The sequence below is a fragment of the Chryseobacterium rhizosphaerae genome (assembly GCF_003385455.1).
GTDB classification, from domain to species: domain Bacteria; phylum Bacteroidota; class Bacteroidia; order Flavobacteriales; family Weeksellaceae; genus Chryseobacterium; species Chryseobacterium rhizosphaerae.
Map to the genome: position 1 here is coordinate 219,152 of NZ_QNUF01000003.1, position 22,623 is coordinate 241,774.

The window sequence follows — 22,623 nt, forward strand, 5'->3', positions numbered from 1 at the left end:
AAAAATACAATTTTATCTATGCTTTACTAAAAATCCAGCCAGCTAATCATACTTTTGATGCTGCTTTTTAGCTGTTCCGGATTTCGAAAGTTGGGCGTAGTATTCTTTTTAAAATAAGCTTCAACTTTTAAAGAAAATTTTTTCTTCTCTGCCTCAGTAGCCCCCTTTTTATCATAGATTTTAAAGATAATTTCTCCTTTCAGATTCATAATAAGGCTGGCAAATGAAACAATTTCATCCCCCTTTTTTGCCAGGAAAAACGGAACTCCAAAATCCGGACTTATCTTTGAGGTGTTCTGGGTCTGCAGAAATATGTTTTTCAGCGCCAACATATCTGAAATATAAACTTCAGCATATTGAAGCTGCTCGTGATGTTGAACGGTTGTTTCCATAATATCATGATTTAATAAAACAAAATTATGCAGGATTTAACTTTGGATACAGATACAGAAGAATGCAATATTATGGGTACAGATATTCTTTAAATTCTGAAAATGCAAATATTTTTATCCGCCATCTATCCGAAATGCTCTATTTTTGCAAAAAAAATTAGACAATTTGAGTTTTTTCGGAATTAATATAAAGATAATAAGACAAGCTAAAGGACTGAGCCAAAAGGCTTTCGCCGATTTATTTGATTTAAACAGAGGGGTAATAAGTTCTTATGAAGAAGGCCGTGCTGAGCCTAAAATAGAAACGATACTGAAAGTAGCCACCCTTTTTAACCTTAGTGTAGATGAGCTTCTTACTGAAGCCGTACAGGTACATCAATTACCTAATGTTTCAGACATCAATCAGCTGATGCTTTTCCCGGAATCAGCGATGCAGAATATGAAAGAAACAAAAGCATTACCGGAAAGCAATTCCGAAAACACAACGGTTGTGCAAAAAATATTAGCATCAGTAGATTGGGTGTATGAATTTACGGCTGAAAATCAGGTACTCCCACCTTACCAGTATGGAGATATTTTATTCCTGAATAAAGCACATCTGAAAAGTGATTTGAACAGCCGCTTATTAGTGTACACCAACGGCCGCTTGCAGTATACCTCTGAAAGCAGTCAATCTATTAAGGGAAAACAAGAGCTTTATAAGATTGTGGGTTATGTTTCCACTGCTGAAAAGAATATTTTTGAGAGTATTTTTGAGAGACTGGAAAAGCTGGAAAGGAACATACCGCAATTATGAGGAGGAAATGGAGCTGAATCATGAATTAAAAATTATGAAAGCACTCTTCTATATACTAGTTTTACTTTTCTTCTATTCTTGTGGAGAAGCAGATTGTAATCAAGTAAAAAAAGCATACTATCCTGATGAGTATTATATTTTCGTTACCCAATCAAAAGTAGATCTTACATGGATAAAACTGGAAGGCTATGTTCCGGAAACCAGTAAGAGAACAAGCGTTATGGTTCACAACAACTGGGGTATTGGAGAGGATGAAATAGATTACGGAGACGTTATACTAAAAAGAAAGGGAGCATTGCCACTTACCATCTATAAAAAAAATACGATCATCACTCATGATTGGTATTGCAGAGGAAAACCCTATCAATAATACAATAAAAAACCCTCCGTAATATATTACAGAGGGTTTTAGTACCCCGGGCGGGACTTGAACCCGCACGTTCTTACGAACACAGGATTTTAAGTCCTGCGTGTCTACCAGTTCCACCACCAGGGCAGGTGTGGAGCGAAAAAAAAGATTCAAACCTGAAGTTCCAATCTTTTCAACGGCTGTAGACAACCTATTGAGTATTTCGCATTGTGCGGATGAAGGGACTCGAACCCCCACGCCTCACGGCACCAGATCCTAAGTCTGGCGTGGCTACCAATTACACCACATCCGCTGGTTGCATTGCTCTGTTTTCACAGATACAATCTCTATTTCTTACAAATATAAGACTTTTAATTACATAACAGTCTCTATAAAAACAAAAAACCCTCCGTCGCAAAGTACAGAGGGTTTTGTACCCCGGGCGGGACTTGAACCCGCACGTTCTTACGAACACAGGATTTTAAGTCCTGCGTGTCTACCAGTTCCACCACCAGGGCAGGTGTGGAGCGAAAAACGGGATTCGAACCCGCGACCCCAACCTTGGCAAGGTTGTGCTCTACCAGCTGAGCTATTTTCGCATAGTGCGGATGAAGGGACTCGAACCCCCACGCCTCACGGCACCAGATCCTAAGTCTGGCGTGGCTACCAATTACACCACATCCGCTGGTTTTTTTTGTATTGTAAGTTTTAAAGAGCTTGCTTCGTTTTTGTGAGTGCAAATATAGGACAATTTCCTTTACCTCCAAACTTTTCCGGAAAAAAAAATATTTTTTTTACATTTTTTTTTCCCGGCGGCTATTATTACGATTCATTTTCTTATTTTTACATCGTTAATATTTACGATATGGAATTACAAGGAACGGTAAAGAAACTTTTTGATGCTCAAACATTTGCGAGCGGATTTCAAAAAAGAGAAATGGTTATTTTAACTCAAGAACAGTATCCACAGCCGATAAACATAGAATTTTTGTCTGATAAAATTAGTTTATTAGATAACCTTAAAGAAGGAGAAAACGTAAAGGTAGGAATCAACATCAGAGGTAGAGAATGGGTTTCTCCTCAAGGTGAGACTAAATACTTCAACTCTATTACAGGATGGAAAATAGAAAAAGTTTTTGATAATGGAGCAGAGCCTACTCAGGCTATGTCTCAGCAGTCAGCTTCTCCTGTTTCTAACGAGAATCCGTTTGCTGGAGATGACGATGATGATTTACCTTTTTAATTAAAAAATAAAGATCAACTATAAATCCTGCTTTTTAAGTGGGATTTTTTTTCTACAATGGTTCGATTAGACGAAAATGAGATTTCATTTCCTGACCCTGAAACATACGACGGTCAGGATGGGTTAATTGCCTTTGGAGGTGACCTTTCTGTGGAACGGATATGGTTTGCTTACCAATTGGGGATTTTCCCATGGTATAATCCCGGAGAGGAAATTCTATGGTGGAGCCCTGATCCGAGGTTTGTTTTATTTCCTGATGAGATAAAAGTATCTAAGTCTATGCAGAAGATATTGAACAGAAATGTTTTTACGTTTTCAGAGAACCGGGATTTCAGGGGAGTTATTAAAAACTGTCAGCAAACCAGCCGAAAAGGACAGGACGGAACCTGGCTTTCTAACGAACTGATGGAATCTTTTATTAAGCTTCATGAATATGGACTCGCCAAAAGCATAGAAGTCTGGCAGGATGGAGAGCTTGTAGGTGGATTTTACGGCTTACAGATCGGCAATTTATTTTGTGGTGAAAGCATGTTTGCCAAGGTAAGCAATGCCTCAAAAGCAGGATTCATTCACTTTGCCCAAAGCAATAAAAATACGATTGAATTAATTGATTGTCAGACTCATACATACCACCTGGAAAGCTTGGGAGCCCGTATGATTTCTAAAAAAGAATTTTTAAAAATTTTACACGAAAATAATGAACGCAGATAAAGAAAAATGGATTCTTCTGGTTGTCCTGAGTATTATTTGGGGATCGTCATTTATTCTGATAAAAAAATCACTGGAACACTTTAATCCGTTTCAGGTAGGATCATTAAGAGTTCTTATTGCAGGTATCATCCTGCTCCCTATTGCCATTTCCAATTATAAACTTTTCCCGAAAAAGCATATCAAATGGCTTATTCTTGCTGCTTTTACAGGAAATTTTATTCCTATGTTCCTCTTTCCCATTGCAGAAACAGAAGTAAGCAGTAGTATTGCGGGAATTATCAATTCCATGATGCCTATCTTCGTTATTATTGTGGGTGCGCTGATATGGAAGTTTGAAACCACCAAAAAACAGATCCTGGGAACGTTGATAAGCTTCACGGGAGTTTGTATTCTGGCTTTTGGAGGTGGTGACAGCGGAGAATTAAAAATGATTCCTATTCTGCTGTTATTACTGGCCACTTTATGCTATGCCGTCAGTACGACCACCGTAAAATCAAAGCTTATGGAAGTCTCTTCCACCGTCTTATCAGCATTTGTTTTCTCATTTGTTTTATTTTTTCCTTCCATTATTGCTTTAACCAGCACGGGATTCTTTTCTGAATTCACTTTTTCAAAGGACAATATGCTAGGTTTATTGTTTGTCAGCCTTTTATCTGTTTTCGGAACCGGGCTGGCCATGATGATGAACTACCGACTACTGAAGGTCTCTACTCCCCTTTTTGCTTCTACAGTTACCTTAGTAATGCCTATTGTTGCTATTATCTGGGGAATTATAGATGGGGAACAACTGACTTATATGCAGTTTATAGGAGCCGGGGTAATCATTGCCGGATTGATATTCCTAAGAACTAATGCTAAAAAGTAATTTGTAGTATTTGATCTGTATACTGACGCAGAAGCCAAGGCTGGATTGGATGGAAATCTATCAACACTCCTTACAACAAACCTATTTAAGAATACAGCCACTCATAAAAAAATCCCGCATTGCTGCAGGATTTCTGTTTATATTAAAGATTAAATGTAAATTATTCTGAACCGGATATTCCCGATTCTTTCTGTTTAATTCTTCTTAACCTTGCTGGCTTTCACCTTTTTCACTTCATCTTTAATGAATGGGTACTTCTTCTGCATATCCTTTGCCAGACTTGGGTCCAGGTCTAATGCTTTCTGAAGGGAATCCATCCCTTTATCCTTTTCTTTCAGATTGAAAAAGCAATTGCTTAACTGATAAAATAATTCAGCCCTGTAGTGCTTCTTAATAGCAGCATTCAATACAGTAACCGCTTCTTCATATTCACCCAAAAGCATTAATACTTCTGAATATGCATACCAGTTGTAAAATCTGGAAGGTTCGTCCGCTACTAATTTTTTAAGACAGGAAAGGCTTTCTTCAAATTTCCCTGAATCGATGAATAAAAAGGCTAACCTTTTTTGATAATCAAGGTTATTTTCATTCAATTGGGTTGCTTCTTTGGCAAAATGCAGTGCTTCTGACATTCCTCCCATCTCTTCATACAGGTAAGACTGCTCCATCATCGCAAGATAAAACTGAGGGTCTTCTCTTAATGACTTCTGGAATGAATTTAATGCTAAAATTGGCTGTTTTAAAGCTTTATGGCACAATCCGATTTTATAGAAGGTAAATGCTTTCGTATATTCCAATTCAAGCATTTCCTCATACACTTCAATTGATTTCTGGTATTGGCCCAACGCTTCATAACATGCGGCTTTATTCGCATATACTCCCACAGAACTCGAATTGATTGCCAATAAGTAATCATAGCCTTTGATGGCCTCTTCGAAGTTCTTTCTGTTGAAATAGAATTGTCCATACTCAAACCATGCGGTTTCCGAATAGGAAAACTCATCTAAATATTCATTAAGAAAGGCAATAGCCTCCTCACTCTTATTCAAATCACTGAAGCATACCATACAGTTTTCTAATGCATATTCATCAGAAGGATCTTCTTTTAATGCTTTCCGGTAATGTTTAAGAGCGTTAAAAGGATCTCCAAGATTCACATATTCATCTGCAATAAAATTGTGAAGGAAGTTTTCTTCTTCCCCCAGCTCAAGTGCCCGTTTACAAATTTCAATGGATTTTCTAGGATTTCCTAAGTTCGAATAATACTTGGCATAGCAAACCAAAAAGTCTGTATGCTCCATAGAGGAACCTTTCAGCTCATTGATAAGCTCTTTTGCCGTATTATATTCTTCCCACTCCAATAGAATTTCAAGTTTTTTAATCTTGATATCTAAAGAATTAGGATGAAGCTTCAGACCAAAATTGACCGCCATATCAGCGTAATTAAAATCTCCCAGCTCCAAATAATACACAATAATGTCTTCTAACTCTTCTGTGTCAAAGTAGAATTCATCATTATTTTCCATCATTTCCTCGAACTTCTTTACAAGTTCATTTCCAAAATACTCTTCCAATAGTGTCCTCTTTGTCGGTCCAATGCCTGAATGTACTTACAGACCTCGGCAAACTTATTAATTAATGATACATCTGAAACTGATATTCAAATATTTATGCAAAGTTGCAACTTTTTTTTGAATTTTCCATTTCGTAATTTCTATCATAAAAATAGTAAAAAAAGAAAACAGATAAAAGGATTGTGGATAAAAAACTCAAATTGTTATTAAATTCTTATTACCAGTCTCTTTCCATTTTCAATTTCCTTATTCCATACCGATTCAATATATTCTAAATCAACGTTTTCCGTTTCTATTTTAATTTTTCCTTCTGCAGCAGCCTGAAACATTCCCGGAATTATTTCTGAAAATAAAAGTTTCGATTCTTCTTTTGTCCAGCTTCCCAGTCCTGATCCTGAAATATGGATGTCTGTTCCTCTTAAAATCTGTGAAGATAACTGAATATGGTCTCCACTCATTCCTCCTACAGAAACCAATTTCGTCTTATGAGAAAATGTACCGTCACCTTTAAGAGCGGCCAGGATCATTTCTACGGAATGCCCCCAAATATAATCCAAGATGACATCAACAGGTGTTTCACCGTGGATCTCTTTAATTTTCTGTTTAAAGTTTTCATCTGTAAGCTTTAGGGAAATAGCTTCATCTGCCCCCAACTCAAGCAGAGATTGTAATGCGGTTTCATTTCTTCCGGTAACGATCACTTTCCCTGCTCCGTACAGCTTCGCAATCTGAACGGCTATTCTTCCCGTAATTCCGGTTGCACCATTGATTAATACGGTGTCTCCTTGCTGCATTCCCGCTTTACATTGTAAACCCATTGCTGAGCCCATTACCGCATTGGGTAACGCTGCAGCTACAGAAAAATCCAGATTCTCAGGAATTGGCACCATCAATTGGCGGTCTGCCAAAACTTTTTCTGCCACACTTCCATTTTTACTGAAAAAATAAACCTTAGTTCCGTTGTCAAGATAACCTACACCATCAGAACCAATAATTTTAGGCTGTTGCACCTCGTTATCTGTAGAATAATGAGTGCCTCCGGCTCTGGCCCTATCCAGATTTTTTATAGAGGCAGCCTTCACCGAAACTAACACTTCATTTTCTTTTATGATCTCCGGTTCGGGAAAATCTGCGTATTGAGGAATGCTTCCTTTTTCAAATACTACTGCTGCTTTCATTATTTTAAATTTTATACAAATTTATTTCTGAAGAAAGCCTGAGAGCAATAACATTTGTTATCAGATTGAGATAATTAGGCAGAAAGCCGAAAGTAATGGCTGTCCTAAAACAATCATTGAAAATAGTCTTCAGAGAGGTTTATTTTTCAGGATTTTGCTTTTTATCCTGCTGAGATGAACTGTTGTAACACCAAGATATGAAGCAATATAATGCTGGGGTACTCTTTTGATGATCTCGGGCTTTTCTTTAATCAGATTAAGATAACGCTGCTGCGGGGTGTCTTTAATAAATGAAAAGAAGTGCTTCATATAATCAAACATCCTCTCAAATAAAGCATCCATCAACAGAGTCCTAAGTTCAGGGCATTCATACACCTCTTCCAAAAAAGCATCCACATCAGGCTTTCCAATTTTATATAAGATACAGGGCTCTATTGTTTCAAAAGAGACCATACTTGGAAGCCCTTTTTTAAAACTCTCAAGAGAAGAAAACATGGTATTTTCAAGAAAAAACTGAAAGGTCACATCTTTCCCATCATTATTATACCACGCTCTGACAACACCTTTTTCAAGATAGTACGCATTATAGGAAACTTCATTTTCTTGTAATAACAACGTTTTGGCCGGAACTTCGATCCTTTCAAAAGTGTTCAGAAACTTCCGCCATTTTTCTTTGGGGAAAGGAAATCTGTCTTTTATATGCTCAAACATGGGATACAAAAAAAAGAACGGAGCTAGATAGCATCCGTTCTTTAGGTTTTATTTAAATTAAAGTTTTGATCTTAGCAATGATATCATCTCCTAATTTATCGGCTTCCTCCTGAGATTTAGCTTCCGTATAAATTCTGATAATCGGCTCTGTATTGGATTTTCTAAGGTGAACCCAATTGTTTTCAAAGTCTATTTTAACACCATCCACTGTAGAAACTTCTTCATTTTTATATTCCAGCTCCATTTTGTTTAAAATATCATCTACATTGATCTCCGGTGTAAGTTCTATTTTCTTTTTACCCATAAAATAGCTTGGATATCCTGCTCTCAATTCAGATACCGTTTTATTTTCTTTTGCCAAATGAGTTAAGAATAAGGCTACCCCCACTAAAGAATCTCTTCCGTAGTGCAGTTCAGGGTAAATAATACCACCGTTCCCTTCTCCTCCGATCACTGCATTTTTCTCTTTCATTAAAGTAACTACATTCACTTCTCCTACAGCACTTGCAAAGTATTCTGAATCATGGGTATGAGCAACGTCTCTCAAAGCACGGCTAGATGAAAGGTTAGAAATAGCGGCCCCTTTTTTATGTTTCAACAGGTAATCCGCCACAGCCACCAATGTATACTCTTCGCCAAACATTTCCCCTTTTTCATCAATTAAGGCCAGTCTGTCTACATCCGGATCTACAACAACTCCCAGGTCTGCCTTTTCTTTAATCACCAGCTCGCAGATATCTCCCAAATGTTCTTTTAAAGGCTCTGGATTGTGTGGAAAATATCCTGTAGGTTCACAATACAGCTTAACAGTCTCGCATCCAAGCTTATCTAACAACATAGGAATAGCGATCCCTCCTGTAGAGTTTACCGCATCCAGAACCACTTTAAATTTTTTAGCTTTAATTGCCTCTACATCTACCATTGGAAGATCCAGGATCTGCTGAATATGAATATCAAAAGCATCATCTCTTGTTTCATAATTTCCCAGATCATCTACCTCCGCATAATTGAAGTCTTCACTTTCTGCTAAAGCCAGTACATCTGCACCGTTTTCTCCACTGATGAATTCTCCTTTTTCATTCAATAATTTCAGTGCATTCCATTGTTTCGGATTGTGAGAAGCGGTAAGGATAATCCCTCCGTCAGCTTTCAATTCCGGCACCATGATCTCTACCGTAGGTGTTGTAGAAAGACCTAAATCTACCACATTGATACCCAGCCCCTGTAAAGTCGCAGTAACCAGAGAAGAAACCATCTGACCGGATATTCTGGCATCTCTACCAATCACGAGGGTTAAATCTTTTTTATTTTTATTATTCTGAAGCCAGGTTCCGAAAGCCGAAGCAAATTTTACCACATCTAGTGGAGTCAGGTTATCATTTACTCTTCCTCCTATGGTTCCACGAATTCCTGAAATAGATTTAATTAACGACATTATATTTTGATTGTTTGATTGTTTTCTTTCTATATTTTTCTACGCAAAGATACTTAAAAGACTTTTGAACTTATAAAACAGGAATCTTTTTTTGAATTTTATCATACGTATTTTTTACAACTTTCGGAGGGGCAAAACGATACCCTATATATAACAAACCATAGAGGTTATTATTTTCCACAGTCTGGTTATTTTTCTGATCGTAGGCATAGGCACTAAAGTTCATTTTTCCGCCGAATAGAAAGCGATCTGTATTATATCCTACATGCAGCCCACCTCCCATCCTAATGGTTACATACTGCGCATTAACCCGTGATTTATCGCCCAGGTTTTCATAATAACTTGAGAATTTTCCACCCAGACCTAATGCTAAATAGGGAGCAATATGCACTTTCTTTCCAATCACCCAATTGTAGAAATATCCCATATTGGCTCCAATTTTATATTGGGTTTCTTTGCTCTTCTGCCCTTCTATTATATTGGTGAAAATGCTAAGGTCGTAGTCTAAGAAAGGGACCCAGCTGCCACTGCTTTTCTTCTGCCACTCCCCTTGGGTATAGATACTTTTGGCCGAGAAATTTTCATTAAGAACATATGCGGTAGATCCTCCAAAGCTTTGTACCCTAAAATCCGGAAATTGGATGTACGGATCTTTTCCTTCCTGCCAGCCGGGAAGAAAATCTTTCATGTTTTCCAGATAAAATCCTTTTACATTTTTATAATAGAGGGTCTGAATAAATTTTTGGGAAATAACCGCAAGCTAAAGTCTGTATAAGAGCTCTTTCCTTTCAGTTCATCATCGTTATTGCCTGAAATAAAATGTGGCGAAAAAGACAGCGTAGCACTTATTATTTTATAGTCAACCGAGAAGGAAGTCCTTGTTTTGTTGTTGATTGAAAACGTCATTTGGTTTCCATTTTTCCCTTCTCCCTGCGAAAAAATATAACTTTCAATATTGGTATCAATATTGGCACGGATCATCACCTGATCTGTATAGGATCTAATATTCGTGGTATCACTTTGTGCTCTTCCATAGAACACAAAGAAAGAAAGTAAGAAAACAAAGATTGCTTTTGAAAGCCCCAAACTGAATTATTTAAATTAAAAAAATGAATTTACTACATTTTTTTTAATTAATTATTTAATTCAATATTAAGAACAGCCGCAATCTTTATCGCAGTTTGTTCTTTTAGAACTGAATTTTTTGGGTGCAAAATTCTTTCTGAGTATCTTAAATAAGGAGTAACAGGCGAATGCTACTATTATAAAGATAATGACGTATTGAAAAATTAATGATGAATCCATTACTTTAAAATCTGATAAGCTATCATCGACACAAAATATGCCAAACCTGTCATCATAGCTACCTGAAAGCCGGTCCATTTCCAGCTTTTGGTTTCTCTGTAGACTACTGCAAGTGTAGAGACACACTGCATTGCAAATGCATAAAATAAAAGTACTGAAACTCCTGTAGCAAAGCTAAAGACTTTTTCTCCGTTTGGCTTTACATCCCGTCTCATTTTGTCAATTACTTTTACCTCTGGAGCATCATCTTCAAGACTGTATAGTGTAGACATTGTCCCCACAAAAACCTCTCTGGCAACAAAGCTGGTAAGAATTCCAACTCCCATTTTCCAGTCATATCCAAGAGGAGCAATGACAGGCTCTATTCCTTTACCCATTTTAGCCAGGTAAGAATGATCAAGCTCTACATTGGTGGCCACCAATTCGTTAGGCTGTTGTTTGGGTCCGAAATAGCTTAAAAACCAGATGATGATACTTACAATAAAAATAATTTTACCGGCTCCGGTAATAAAGTCCCACACTTTTCCTAACACCATCTTAAGATCATATCCGAAAAGCGGTTTCTTATAAGTGGGTAAATCCATGACCAAATAGGTTTTACCTTTATTTTTAATAAATCCTTTAAGAATAGCTGCAGAGAATAATGCTACCAGAAAGCCCAGAAGATACATTCCCATCAGCACCAATGCCTTATATTTTATCCCCAAAAATGTTCCTTCAGAAATAATGAGCCCGATAATAATACTGTATACCGGAAGCCTTGCAGAGCACGTCATAAAAGGGGTTACCAGGATCGTCAGTAATCTTTCTTTAACATTTTCAATATTCCTTGTAGAAATCACGGCAGGAATTGCACATGCCGTTCCCGAAACAAGGGGAACAATACTTTTACCGTTCAGTCCGAATGGGCGGAGAAGTCTGTCCATCAGGAATACCACTCTTGCCATATACCCAGAATCTTCCAGCAGGTAAAGGAAATACAGTAAAATCCCGATCTGTGGTGCAAATACTACAATCCCTCCTATTCCCGGAATAATTCCGTTTGAAATCAGTGAATTAACCGGCCCTTCCGGAAGGTGTTCTCCTGTAAAGGCTGCCAGCCATGAGAAAGTCTCCTCAATCCAGGTCATCGGATATTCCGCCAGGAAAAATACACTTTGGAAAATAACTAATAAAATGGCTAAGAAAACAACATAACCCCAAAATTTGTGAACCAAAACCTTATCCAGTTTTTCTGTCAACAATTCTTTGAACTGAGGTTTTTTAGAAATTACATTGTCTAATATTTTGTCTACATTCTGATATCTCCTAACTGTTTCCTGAACCTGTAATCTTTTAGGTACCAAACTTTTGGAATCCGCTTCATTCAGCTTATCCATTACAGATTCTATTCTTCCCAGGTCTGTGCCTAAAGAAAGGCTCATCCATGCCTTATATTCGTTATCAAAGCCCTTGTGTGAAGCCAGTTTACGGATAAAATCCCTATGCTCATTCGGTGTTTCAAATGATACCTTATCTGCTTTTATAAATTGGTTATTGTAAACCGCTTCTCTTACTTCATCAATACCAATCTGTTCTTTCGCATTCGTCTGAATAATGGTAATACCTAAAGCTTTGGAAAACTGCTGAATATCAATATTAATCCCTCTTCTTTCTGCCTGGTCAATCTGATTGACAATCAGAATCATGGGAATTCCAAGATCCTGAATCTGCTGAAACAAAAGAAGACCTCTTTTCAGGCTTAATGCTTCAAGAATATAAACAACTCCTGCATAGTTTTTCTGTTCATCGATAAGATATTTTGAGAAAATAGCTTCATCTTCAGAACTTGGATACACACTGTATGATCCAGGTAGATCTACTACCTCAACGTCCTCGTTTTTATAGGTATAATTTCCAGAATAACTGGCAACAGTTACTCCGGCATAGTTCCCGGTTTTCTGCTTTTTATTACAAAGCGTATTGAAAACCGTAGATTTTCCTACATTCGGGTTTCCGACTAAAAGTATTTGTTTTTTCTTGTTTGCCTGCATTAATTCAATTCTTCAACAATGATGTAATCTCCTTCTTCCTCACGAAGAGCAATCCGGCTTTTCTCTACTCCAAACTCTACATACATTGGCCCATTGAATGGAGCCTGATACAAAATCCTGAAAATGGTCTCCGGAAGAAGCCCCATTTCAATGATTTTATTGGGCATTTTCAGATGGTCATTATCATATCCCAATATCTTTCCCATTTTGTTTTTGGGAAATCCACTTAATTTATGTAATCCTTTCTCTTTCAAAGCCTGATTTTTTGTGCTGCAAATATACGTTATTTAAATTTAATCTAAATAACAGTAGGTATGAAAGAATCAACCCAGACACATTGCTGTATCTGGGTTGATTTAAATGTGATTTACACTAATTATAATTTCGAACACATTCTCCCATCATTGCTGCTCCCAATGGAGGATTATAGCTTCCAATATAGGAAGCCATAGCTATGCAACCTTACAAATTCATGGCTTCCTTGCTTATCTTTTTAATCCCTGTTATTTCAATTTTTTCTTCCTTAATATTTTTTTTAGCAATTAAAACAGGCTGTATATTCTTAGCATTTGTTTTTGTAATTGGCTCTTCTGTTTTTGCTAATAAGATTGTGGATGTTACTAATAACATCGTAAGAATAACTTTTTTCATAATAATTTTATAATTTGTTAACTAACTAAATTATAAAAACAAATATTCAATTCCAAGCATTGTGACTTATTATTATTAAAAATTGATTAATCATAATTTTTTGTCATTTTAGAGGAATTTTATTGATGTCATAACATTCAAAACTGTAAAATTTCACATTTTATCCAAAACAAAAAAATCAACCCAAATACATTACTGTATCTGGGTTGACTTGAATATAATTTAGTTGATATGAAGTCTGTTTTGATTTTTACTTTTCTACTTTTTCAACAGTTCCTACACTTAATTTAGCATAAGGAGGCTCGATAGGGTTATCATTAGCGTTATAAAAGTCTTTGTATTGTTTTTCCTGTTTTTTCATCATGTCTCCAATAGTCCCGTCCATACCCGGAATTGTTTTAGACATCATCTCCTGTGTAATCATAGGTCTTACAGAAGCAAAAGGATCTTTCTTAAAGTCATTGAATGTTTTTTCAAACTTTTCTCTTGGTAGATCTTTGACCTTTCCTCCTGAAGCTTGCATCAAATGTTCTATATAAGAAAACTCTGTATAATCTTTCACTTTTTTATTCCCTTGTAATACCCAAGAATAATTTTTCTCTGAATCTTCTATTTTTACTATAAGCCCTGGAAGCCCGTAAAATTTGTACGGTCCGTCCTGGAAAGGAATATCTGTTGTAAACCATGCCGTCCATTTTCTATCACCAAATTCTGTAGTGGCCTTTTGTGTATTGTATTCCCCAATTTTTTGTTTGTCACCAAGAATCTTCCAATTGAACTTTAAGTTTTCACTATAGCCAATATTTGTAGGCGTAAAACCATTTGCAATTTTGTCAACATACTGAATTCCCATACCTGGATACGTCTTATATATTCTTGCTGAAATCTTTGGTGTTTTAAGAGATTTTGAAAGGTCTTTCATGATACCGGCCTTTTGCATTGCTTCTATTTCTATTTTCATAATAGAATCTTGTGCAATAACAGTGTAATCCTGATAAACAGATCTGTTTTTATCTGTAATATCCAGAATAGTAATCACCTTATCCAGTTTTGCAGAATCTTTCTTAGGCTTAAATGTAAGCTCATAAAAGAAGCGGTTAGCCGTTTCTTTAGATTCCTGTGCACTTGCTACAGCAAAAAGAGCTATAAAGAATATAGAAAATAGCTTTTTCATTTTTAATCAAGTTTTATTAATTAGTAATAGGATCTACCTATTTGTTACAGTTTTTCTTCATTTTTATTTTCCTGTGGGTTAATTTTCCTGTGGCCGGAAGAGTAAAATATAAAATTTATGATTTTATTAAAACATTTCAAGTGGCAAAAGAGCTAACTTTAATGTTCTAAAAACCAAAATATTATGGACACTTTATCACAATTAAAATCCGAACTGGAGGGAGAATTCCAAACAACAAAAAAATTTATTGAACTCTTTCCTGAAGGAAAAAATGATTATGCTCCTCACGAAAAAAGTATGAAAATGATGCCCCTTGCCACTCATCTTGTGGAAGTTTTTGAATGGCCCAATACTATTTTGAACACTTCTGAACTGGATTTTGCCAAAGGAGGATACCAACCAACGGTTCTCTCTACCAAAGAGGATCTTTTAAAAAAACTTGACAACGACTATCAGTCCGGAAAAGCCGCTTTAGAAAAAGCCTCCGAAGACCAGCTGAATCCAAGCTGGACCATTAAAAATGATGGACATGAACTGGCAAGCTGGACTAAATATGGAGCAATCCGCCATGCGTTAAACCAAATTACCCATCACCGGGCACAATTGGGAGTCTATTACAGGCTGAATAACATTCCTCTTCCCGGAAGTTATGGCCCTTCTGCAGATCAGCAAAGCTTTTAATTTATCACTATATCTCAACAAAAAACCAATCCATGCGGATTGGTTTTTATTTTATTTAAAGTTGAATTTTACAGTAAACATTACCTGACTAGGGCGGAGCTGCATTGTTGTCTGTGTAATAGTAGCATCTCCTACATTGATCCTTTCAAATACTTTTCTGTCTCCAATATTCATCCACTTTAATTCGAAGTCTACTTTTTTCTTTGCCCAGCTAAATTGATAAGATACATCAAAGAAACCGTTATTTAACTTTGTTTGTCCCAGTTTTGAGTTAATCTGATCCCAGTAGAACCCTATGGTATGGTTTTCTATTGGATAGAAGAACACATTCAAATTATGGGTATATCCCTCAGTTTTTCCAAGATCATTCTGAATAATTCCGTTGGATTGTTTATTCCATGATTTGGTCATGTTGAAGTCTACACTCATCCAGGAAAAATAGGTGTTGTTCAATTTAAACCCTAACGTATTTCCATCATTTGTGGTGTTAATGTCCTGATCATTTCTTCTCGACTGAGATTTTGAATTTGTATTGTTATAGGTCAGGGAAGCATTTGTTTTAAACTTAGGAAAATATTTTCCAATTTCTGCATAGTAACTGTTGCTCGTTCTTTTGTTTTCACTTTCAATATACTCAATAACACTGAATCCTAGTTCATTTACAGCACTTGAGGCCAGTAAGTTATTTTTAGCATCACTTAATCTATATCCGACATTAAAGAAGATATTGTTTAGTGGGTTTCTATACTCTAATCTTGCACCTGCATTTTTTGTGGTCGTTTGAGGTATTGGATTTTTTGGATTCATCACATTAAATCCTCCAGGGCTTGTTAAAATATACCCTGCATAAGCAGTTTGGATGTCCCCAAAATTATTACTGATATTCCCACTCAAACTTGCTTTAAAAAATGAAGCAAAAGAATACTGAGCAAAGATATTAGGGGTAAATGTTGTTTTATTTAAAGATTTTGAAACATTTCTGAATGCATCTTCAGCTTTAATATTATTGAAGTTGACCGGGAAATTAGCAAATAAGCTCCAAGCTTCAGATTTATAGTTAACTCCTACTGATGCATTTGGATTAATTTTCGTGAATTTCAGATCGTTTTCATAAGCTAAACTGTTGAAATCAGGAGAGTTGTTAACTGTGCTCCCATCAAAGTTTGTCGTCAGTTTATCTGTTGAAAAATCAATTCCGATCTGTGGAGTAAACGTCCAGCCTTTTGTTGAAAAACTGATGTTTGCAGAATGTGATGTATCTAATGTCTTAATTTTAAAAGTCTGCAAAGCCGTACTTCCCGGAGTAAAATTAATCGTTGAGAAATCTGTACTTCCCGGCTCTTTGTAGGGGAACTGTAAATAGTTGGCAGGAGAAATTTCCAATGTCTGCCTGTCATTCTGGTAGTTAATAAAGGATTTAAAATTGATCATTTTTTCTTTCCACGGAATAATGGTACTCAAAGAGTTTTGAAAAGATGATGTTGGAGATTCTAAGGCTTCATTTCCAAGTCTGTAGCCTGTTTTATCATTTCTTTCAGCAACGGCTCTGTCTGCATTCCAAAACTGGGAAAAAGTTGTTGTATTTTTAAAGAATCCTTTCTTTGCATTTTTAGTAAATATCAATTCTCCTTTTACCTTATCAGTATAGAAATTGTTCAGGAACTTAGTATTGTATTTCGTTCCCTGCTGGATATCAGTAGTTGTACTATTGGACTCTCTTTCTACTGCATTATTGGTATAATTGGCATTGGCTTTTAATTCCCATTCTTTTTTCTTATCAATATTGGTAAGGTAATTAGCAGAAAGATAATGAACACTGTTCATCAAATATCTTTTTACCGGAAGATCGGGAACACTGGCATTTTCAACACTTAGCCAGTTATTTTGGGCAGCATTTATTCTTCGCCCTTCCCATCCGCTTCCAAAAGCGAGAATATTTCCTTCATTTTCTACCTGCTCACCCATATTGTTGGTTTTATAATTGACCACCCATTGGCTTTTCTGTCCGAAAAACATGGGAGTCAGCTTTACATTCCAAAGCCATGGATCTCCAAAACCTGTTCCCACTTCTCCTCTTCCGGTCATGGTTACAGAATTTTTAAGCTTAATATTAATCGCTGCCTGATCTGAAGGTACTTTATCCTGAAGAATTTTAACCGGCTGGTGATTTTCGAGAACTTCTACTTTCTGTACAGCATCTTTGGGAAGTGAATTGTTGATCGTTCCATATCCCCCTTCCATCAAATCCTTTCCGTTGACATAAAATTTATTGATTGCATTCCCCTGATAAAGAATTGTTCCGTCTTTATTGACTTCAATTCCCGGGATTTTTTTCATTACATCGGCAAGGGTTCTATCGTTTTTACTATTAAAAGCCTTAAGGTCATAAGAAATTGTATCCCCTCTGGCGGTGATCATTTTGGTCTTCAGCTGCACTTCTTTAATTTCTGTAGCCTCCGACTGCATTTTAAAATTCAGGTTCTGATCAGCATTACTGATTTGTTTTGTAACCGGTTTTTGGTTAAACGCTTTCACCTTAAGATCCACATTAGCTTCCGGAGAGGTGAATGTTACTTTATATTCTCCTTTAGAATTGGTGATTCCGTACGCCAGAATAGCATCTTTGCCCGGTTCTTCAACCGTTACGCTTGCACTTGGTATGGCTACCCCATCATCATCAGTAATTTTTCCTGACACCGTTTTCTGCGCAAAAGTGAACACAGAAATAAAGATCATCAAAAATAAAGAAATATTTTTTTTCATATTTAGTATTTACTCCAATTAGTTAATAGTTGTTGACTTTCGTTACACTTTTCATAAAGATCATTTTTAAATCGAAAAGTTAAATCTATATCACTACAAATATAGTTATAATCTGACAAGATCAATATTTCCGCATTTAAATTCACGAAATATAAATATTGAAGTAAAAAACATTCTATTGTTACAATCACATTATCAGAAGGATAGAAAAGAGATAGTCAATTCTTATATTAACAACAATTCATCTATTTTATTTTTAAATTAATAAAATTATACACTTTTTTATATTTGAATATTAAAAGTAAAGTATAATTTTTATTATCAGAATTAAAACAATATAATGACAAAATTTAAAAGATTTTATTAACTTTTATCCCATTTTGTTTGTCAGATAAAAGCGATACATTAGATGTCAGAATGAATTCTTATTCATTTTATTTGTGTTTTTTTGCCCTGTAATTTATTTATAGGGCAATTTATTCATAGGTTTTGAACTGACCATAAAAAAGGCAATAAATGGCTTTTTATTATTTTTATTTAGTCTAAACAGTTGAGAATAATTTCAATCATAGATAAAAAATAAAACCAAACTCTTCTCATTATACTTTAATTTAATAATTTTGTAATATAAAATTTACATAATGGGAATAAATTTAAAGCCTATAGATATTGTAGATGACATTTCTCAGGAGAAATTCTACGAAAAATATCTAAAGCCAAGAAGGCCCGTTGTCATCAAAAATATGGCAAAAAAATGGCCGGCATACCAAAAATGGACGATGGAATATATGAAGGATGTTGTAGGAGATGTGGAGGTTCCGCTATATGACAGTTCAAAAGCAGATCCTTCTGCCCCCATCAATTCTTCTGCTGCAAAGATGAAATTTGGAGATTATATAGATCTTATTCAGAGGGAGCCTACTGATCTTAGAATTTTCCTTTTTGATCCGATAAAATTTGCCCCGAATCTTCTTGAAGATTATATTTCACCTAAAGAATTAATGGGTGGGTTTTTAGATAAATACCCGAACATGTTTTTTGGAGGTAAGGGTTCCGAAACTTTCCTTCATTTTGATATCGATATGGCGCATATCTTCCATACTCACTTTAATGGAAGAAAACATATTCTACTATTCGATTATAAATGGAGAGAAAGGTTATACCAAATTCCGTATGCCACATATGCCCTGGAAGATTATGATATTGAAAATCCGGACTTCAACAAATTTCCGGCACTGGATGGTGTAGAAGGTATTGAATGCTTTCTTGAGCATGGAGATACCCTCTTTATGCCTACAGGATGGTGGCACTGGATGAAATATCTGGACGGAAGTTTCTCTATTTCATTAAGAGCATGGGATAAATCATGGGCTGTAAAAGCGCATTCTTTATGGAATCTTACGGTACAGCGTAAATTTGATGATATCATGAAGTCCAATTTCAAAAAAGAATATATGGACTGGAAAGAAAAATTAGCCGTTAAAAGAGCAGAACTGGCCTTACAAAGAGGTCTTCCAAAATAAAAAAAAGACGTTTCGATCAGAAACGTCTTTTTAGTTTATTCATTCATTATCAAATCATTACAAGACTCTAAATATAGGATACTGTCTGAATGTTTTTTCTTCAAAATAAGGAGAGTGTCTATAGACCCAGTCCAGCTGCATTTGACCATCTTCTGAAAGCTTTTTATCTGAAACTTTTGCTTTGTCAAAGGCCTCTTTCAACTTTTTATCTTTCTTCAACAGGTCTGCAGCCGTATCTTCAAATATATAGGCTGAATAGTATTCTTTCTGAGCTAAGATTCCATCAAAGAAATTCCAGTTAAAAAATGAGTCTAACGCCTCAGGTTCAAGCGTTTCAATAATATATTTCACACCAGGCTGGTGAGTAGAAACCAAATAATCCCCTTTAGAAAAAGTATATTGTTTTTCTAAAGGCTCTACAGTAGTTTCATAATGCAGATAATGTCCTTCGTAAGGGTTTTTAACCGTTTTAAAATCTTTAATCTTATAAGACTCTACTGCAATAGCACTGTCTTTCTGAAGCGGCTTCATCTGAATCCCGTTTCGTTTAAATTCTTCAATAACTCTATACTGAGCCTGTGGAATCACATAGTATGTAGGAATGGTAATATATCCTGTAGGAACCGCTGTATTAAAAAGCTTGATATTCTTTGTAAACGGTTTGTTTCTATCGTAATACAGCCTTGGTTTTCCTGAGATTTCGCTGGGTTTATATTTTCCCTCATATCCTTTAAAATCCATGGTGGAAAATTTTGTAGAGTCTATTTTCCAACGGATTCCATACTGTTTCCCAGGCTGGTATTGCTTAAGGTTTTCTATACGAAGCTGTTTTATTTTCTGATAGTCTTTATCCAGATTTTGCAGATTCACCAACATATACTTGTAAGTTGCGTCTACTCTTTTGTCATAAGGTTTCAGCATATGGGTTTCCGGAACAGTTCCCAAAGAATTGAATAAGGTTGTATAGCCCGTAGAATATCTCGGAGAATCTTCGAATGAAGCAAAACCAACCTCAGGAACATCTCCGTGAATATTGACGTAAGGAGTACTTTCGTAACCTAATTTCTTCATATCATCAAGATTTTTAGCCTGATAATCATTATAAAAATAAGCTCCCAACACGTTTCCTAAGCGTTCTTTAAAGGTTGAAATATAGGTGAAAGTATATTGATAATCGGCCCCATTACTTACATGGTTATCAATGAATACATCGGGTTTCAGCCATTGGTAAATTTCCTGAAAGCTTCTGGCATTTTTAGAATCAGCCTTAATAAAGTCTCTGTTTAAGTCATAGTTTCTGGCATTTCCTCTGAATCCGTATTGCTCCGGACCGTTCTGATTGGCTCTGGAATGGGAACCCCTGTTCAGCATTCCGCTGATATTATAGGCAGAAATGGCTGCAATGATAAAGTTCTGCGGTGTTTTGATCTTCTTGGTTGCCAGGTCTCTCATCAGCATCATGGTAGCATCTATACCATCCGGTTCTCCAGGATGAATTCCGTTGTTGACAAAGAGAATGGCTTTGTCTTTTCTCAGTTTTTCAAGATCTTTTTCAGGGAAAGGATTGTAGACCACGACATAAATGGACTTCCCATTGTCATCCTCTCCTTTTTTAAGGTATTGAATGGTATTAAAATTTTTGGACAAATCCTGATAATAAGTATTCATTTCATCATAGGTAACAGTTTGGTTACCATTTCCTTTTTCAAAAGGAGTCTGAAATGTTTTTTGAGCAAAAGCCAGAGATGAGCTTAGAACAAGCAGAAGGTATTTCAGTTTCATTGATATTTTATTTTCCGGATCTAAAATTAGGTAATATGATTGTGGCAGAAAAGCAAAATGGTAAAAAGACAAGATTATCTATGATGAAATAAAAAAGAAAACCTCATAGGTTTTGGAAATCTATGAGGTTGGGTTGTAGAGAACATCTTATTCATCTTTTAATTTTATGCGTTTCTTCCTTTTTCATAAGGATATAAAAGTGGAAGCGGATCACTTTGCCAGCATTCTTTAGTATCAATATCCATGACAGATAAAGCACCTGTAAAAGCGGCCCCGGTATCCATATTCCAGATATTTGCCTTATTTACCGGGGCTTTACTTCCAATATAAAGTGTCGGTGTATGCCCGATAAATATTTCATGATATAAAAGCAATCTTTTGGGATAAAACTCTGAGTTTTTTGCCAGTTTTTTATCCATTGCTACCGCAGTTTCCCAAAGGGTTCTGTCCCACCTGTAATTGCTGGAGTAGACCTCTTTTTCGGGTCCATGCATAGAAGAATATCCGGCATGAATAAACAGCCGGTTTTGACTATCCACATGGTAGTTTTTCATTTTCTGAAAGAAATCAAGATGGATTTCTTTATCCTGCTGAGAATAATCTGCATAGCTTTCTACTGTACTTTGCCCGCCATTGAAAAGCCATACATCAGGTCCGGTTCCTGCCAAGAGCCAGTCTTCAGTCCAGGCATCATGATTCCCTTTAATCAAAATACATTCCTGCTTTTCTGAAAGCCCCATTAAAAAACGGATTACCCCTGAAGATTCACTCCAGCCATCTACATAATCTCCCAGAAAGATAAGCTGATCATCGTCCGTGACCTCTGCCCTTTCAAAAACCTGCTGAAGTGCCTTAAGTCCTCCGTGAATATCTCCTATCACTAATGTTCTTCCCATCCTTATTTTGAAATGTATTTCGGGTTTACAAACTCTGTAAGCCATACTCCGTTGGCTGATTGATAGAAAGCAATTCCTTCTTCATACATTGTTCCGGTTCTGATGGTCAGAATTATGGGTTTTCCGTGTCTCATTCCAACCTTTGTAGCCGTTTCTTTATCAGCACTTAAGTGTACATGTTGACGGCTTCTTTTTTCTATTCCCTTATCCAAGATGGAGGAAATATTGGCTTCTGCAGTTCCATGATACAAAAAATCAGGTGGCTGTAAGGCTTCCAAGGCTAAATCTATATCAATAGAATGTCCCTGGCTGGCTCTGATCATGGTTTTATCTTCATTAAATGCAAATCTTTTTTTATTATTGGTTTCTACTACCTCATCTAATTCTTCTAAAGAAAAATGCACCCTCTTTTTAGCTGATTTTGTTCTCAGTTCTTCTACATCTGCCCATCCGTTTTCATCCAGCTTCAGGCCGATAGTTTCGGGTTGGTGCCTCAAAATAAGGCTTAAAAATTTACTTATTCTTTTTATTTCTATTTCGTTCATTGTTTTTTGTGTTTTA

20 protein-coding genes, 5 tRNA genes and 1 pseudogene are annotated in these 22,623 nt (G+C 36.1%); 7 read left to right on the forward strand and 19 right to left on the reverse strand.

Annotation, left to right across the window (positions count from 1 at the left end; translation table 11 throughout):
- Positions 1-26: 26 nt before the first annotated feature.
- Positions 27-392 carry a hypothetical protein gene (locus tag DRF57_RS03955; protein WP_047489827.1) on the reverse strand — a complete coding sequence of 122 codons (366 nt, stop codon included), beginning with the start codon at positions 390-392 and terminating at the stop codon, positions 27-29.
- Between the two features lie 166 nt (positions 393-558).
- Between DRF57_RS03955 and DRF57_RS03960 the strand changes: the two genes are divergently transcribed.
- Positions 559-1,188 carry a helix-turn-helix domain-containing protein gene (locus DRF57_RS03960; RefSeq protein ID WP_081989043.1) on the forward strand — a complete coding sequence of 210 codons (630 nt, stop codon included), beginning with the start codon at positions 559-561 and terminating at the stop codon, positions 1,186-1,188.
- Between the two features lie 34 nt (positions 1,189-1,222).
- Positions 1,223-1,558: a hypothetical protein gene (locus DRF57_RS03965; protein WP_123863275.1), complete on the forward strand. Its 336-nt coding sequence runs from the start codon at positions 1,223-1,225 to the stop codon at positions 1,556-1,558.
- A gap of 42 nt (positions 1,559-1,600) precedes the next feature.
- On the opposite strand, the gene DRF57_RS03970 is transcribed toward DRF57_RS03965, so the two are convergent.
- The 5 genes from DRF57_RS03970 to DRF57_RS03990 all read right to left on the reverse strand — a co-directional run bounded on the left by DRF57_RS03970 (position 1,601) and on the right by DRF57_RS03990 (position 2,222).
- Positions 1,601-1,684 (reverse strand) — tRNA-Leu (locus tag DRF57_RS03970).
- A gap of 84 nt (positions 1,685-1,768) precedes the next feature.
- Positions 1,769-1,850: transfer RNA gene (locus DRF57_RS03975), tRNA-Leu, on the reverse strand.
- 121 nt (positions 1,851-1,971) lie between these two features.
- Positions 1,972-2,055 (reverse strand) — tRNA-Leu (locus DRF57_RS03980).
- A gap of 5 nt (positions 2,056-2,060) precedes the next feature.
- Positions 2,061-2,136, reverse strand: a tRNA-Gly gene (locus DRF57_RS03985).
- A 4-nt stretch (positions 2,137-2,140) separates the two neighbouring features.
- Positions 2,141-2,222: transfer RNA gene (locus tag DRF57_RS03990), tRNA-Leu, on the reverse strand.
- A 180-nt stretch (positions 2,223-2,402) separates the two neighbouring features.
- On the opposite strand from DRF57_RS03990, the gene DRF57_RS03995 reads away from it, so the two are divergent.
- The 3 genes from DRF57_RS03995 to DRF57_RS04005 are packed head-to-tail and all read left to right on the forward strand — an operon-like array spanning position 2,403 to position 4,356.
- Positions 2,403-2,780 carry a DUF3127 domain-containing protein gene (locus DRF57_RS03995; protein ID WP_047490065.1) on the forward strand — a complete coding sequence of 126 codons (378 nt, stop codon included), beginning with the start codon at positions 2,403-2,405 and terminating at the stop codon, positions 2,778-2,780.
- A 57-nt stretch (positions 2,781-2,837) separates the two neighbouring features.
- Positions 2,838-3,491 carry a leucyl/phenylalanyl-tRNA--protein transferase gene (gene aat / locus DRF57_RS04000; protein ID WP_115917001.1) on the forward strand — a complete coding sequence of 218 codons (654 nt, stop codon included), beginning with the start codon at positions 2,838-2,840 and terminating at the stop codon, positions 3,489-3,491.
- The gene (locus DRF57_RS04005) at positions 3,478-4,356 is read left to right on the forward strand and encodes a DMT family transporter (RefSeq protein ID WP_047489836.1); all 879 of its coding nucleotides are present in this window, start codon (positions 3,478-3,480) and stop codon (positions 4,354-4,356) included. The genes aat and DRF57_RS04005 overlap by 14 nt, the downstream gene beginning before the upstream one ends.
- Before the next feature lie 194 nt (positions 4,357-4,550).
- Here DRF57_RS04005 and DRF57_RS04010 read toward each other — a convergent pair whose 3' ends face one another.
- The 9 genes and pseudogenes from DRF57_RS04010 to DRF57_RS04055 all read right to left on the reverse strand — a co-directional run bounded on the left by DRF57_RS04010 (position 4,551) and on the right by DRF57_RS04055 (position 14,417).
- Entirely contained in the window at positions 4,551-5,930 is a 1,380-nt protein-coding gene (locus DRF57_RS04010; protein ID WP_047489838.1) for a tetratricopeptide repeat protein, read from the reverse strand.
- Positions 5,931-6,136: 206 nt separating this feature from the next.
- Positions 6,137-7,108 (reverse strand): quinone oxidoreductase family protein, encoded by a 972-nt coding sequence (locus DRF57_RS04015; RefSeq protein WP_115917003.1) that lies wholly within the window; start codon positions 7,106-7,108, stop codon positions 6,137-6,139.
- A gap of 129 nt (positions 7,109-7,237) precedes the next feature.
- Positions 7,238-7,819 carry a Crp/Fnr family transcriptional regulator gene (locus tag DRF57_RS04020; RefSeq protein ID WP_047489841.1) on the reverse strand — a complete coding sequence of 194 codons (582 nt, stop codon included), beginning with the start codon at positions 7,817-7,819 and terminating at the stop codon, positions 7,238-7,240.
- Between the two features lie 52 nt (positions 7,820-7,871).
- Entirely contained in the window at positions 7,872-9,254 is a 1,383-nt protein-coding gene (glmM, locus tag DRF57_RS04025; protein ID WP_084086910.1) for a phosphoglucosamine mutase, read from the reverse strand.
- A gap of 70 nt (positions 9,255-9,324) precedes the next feature.
- A pseudogene (locus tag DRF57_RS04030) lies at positions 9,325-10,235 on the reverse strand (DUF4421 family protein).
- Between the two features lie 323 nt (positions 10,236-10,558).
- Positions 10,559-12,592: a ferrous iron transport protein B gene (feoB, locus tag DRF57_RS04040; protein WP_047489850.1), complete on the reverse strand. Its 2,034-nt coding sequence runs from the start codon at positions 12,590-12,592 to the stop codon at positions 10,559-10,561.
- Positions 12,592-12,846, reverse strand: coding sequence for a FeoA family protein (locus DRF57_RS04045; protein ID WP_047489853.1), 255 nt, complete (start codon positions 12,844-12,846; stop codon positions 12,592-12,594). The genes feoB and DRF57_RS04045 overlap by 1 nt, the downstream gene beginning before the upstream one ends.
- Before the next feature lie 208 nt (positions 12,847-13,054).
- Positions 13,055-13,243, reverse strand: a complete 189-nt coding sequence (locus DRF57_RS04050) for a hypothetical protein (RefSeq protein WP_115917009.1) — start codon at positions 13,241-13,243, stop codon at positions 13,055-13,057.
- Positions 13,244-13,493: 250 nt separating this feature from the next.
- Positions 13,494-14,417 carry a GLPGLI family protein gene (locus tag DRF57_RS04055; RefSeq protein ID WP_047489858.1) on the reverse strand — a complete coding sequence of 308 codons (924 nt, stop codon included), beginning with the start codon at positions 14,415-14,417 and terminating at the stop codon, positions 13,494-13,496.
- Positions 14,418-14,600: 183 nt separating this feature from the next.
- On the opposite strand from DRF57_RS04055, the gene DRF57_RS04060 reads away from it, so the two are divergent.
- Positions 14,601-15,098: a DinB family protein gene (locus DRF57_RS04060; RefSeq protein WP_047489861.1), complete on the forward strand. Its 498-nt coding sequence runs from the start codon at positions 14,601-14,603 to the stop codon at positions 15,096-15,098.
- Between the two features lie 51 nt (positions 15,099-15,149).
- Here DRF57_RS04060 and DRF57_RS04065 read toward each other — a convergent pair whose 3' ends face one another.
- Positions 15,150-17,861: a TonB-dependent receptor gene (locus tag DRF57_RS04065; protein ID WP_047489864.1), complete on the reverse strand. Its 2,712-nt coding sequence runs from the start codon at positions 17,859-17,861 to the stop codon at positions 15,150-15,152.
- A 641-nt stretch (positions 17,862-18,502) separates the two neighbouring features.
- Here DRF57_RS04065 and DRF57_RS04070 point away from each other — a divergent pair.
- The gene (locus DRF57_RS04070; RefSeq protein ID WP_047489868.1) at positions 18,503-19,384 is read left to right on the forward strand and encodes a cupin-like domain-containing protein; all 882 of its coding nucleotides are present in this window, start codon (positions 18,503-18,505) and stop codon (positions 19,382-19,384) included.
- A 57-nt stretch (positions 19,385-19,441) separates the two neighbouring features.
- Here DRF57_RS04070 and DRF57_RS04075 read toward each other — a convergent pair whose 3' ends face one another.
- The 3 genes from DRF57_RS04075 to DRF57_RS04085 form a co-directional block, all read right to left on the reverse strand.
- A complete protein-coding gene (locus tag DRF57_RS04075) occupies positions 19,442-21,166 on the reverse strand; it encodes a M14 family metallopeptidase (protein ID WP_115917080.1) in 1,725 nt (574 codons plus the stop codon).
- Between the two features lie 164 nt (positions 21,167-21,330).
- Entirely contained in the window at positions 21,331-22,062 is a 732-nt protein-coding gene (locus DRF57_RS04080; protein WP_115917011.1) for a metallophosphoesterase, read from the reverse strand.
- A gap of 2 nt (positions 22,063-22,064) precedes the next feature.
- On the reverse strand, positions 22,065-22,607 hold the full coding sequence (locus DRF57_RS04085) for an RNA 2'-phosphotransferase (protein ID WP_115917013.1): 543 nt from the start codon (positions 22,605-22,607) through the stop codon (positions 22,065-22,067).
- Positions 22,608-22,623: the final 16 nt, after the last annotated feature.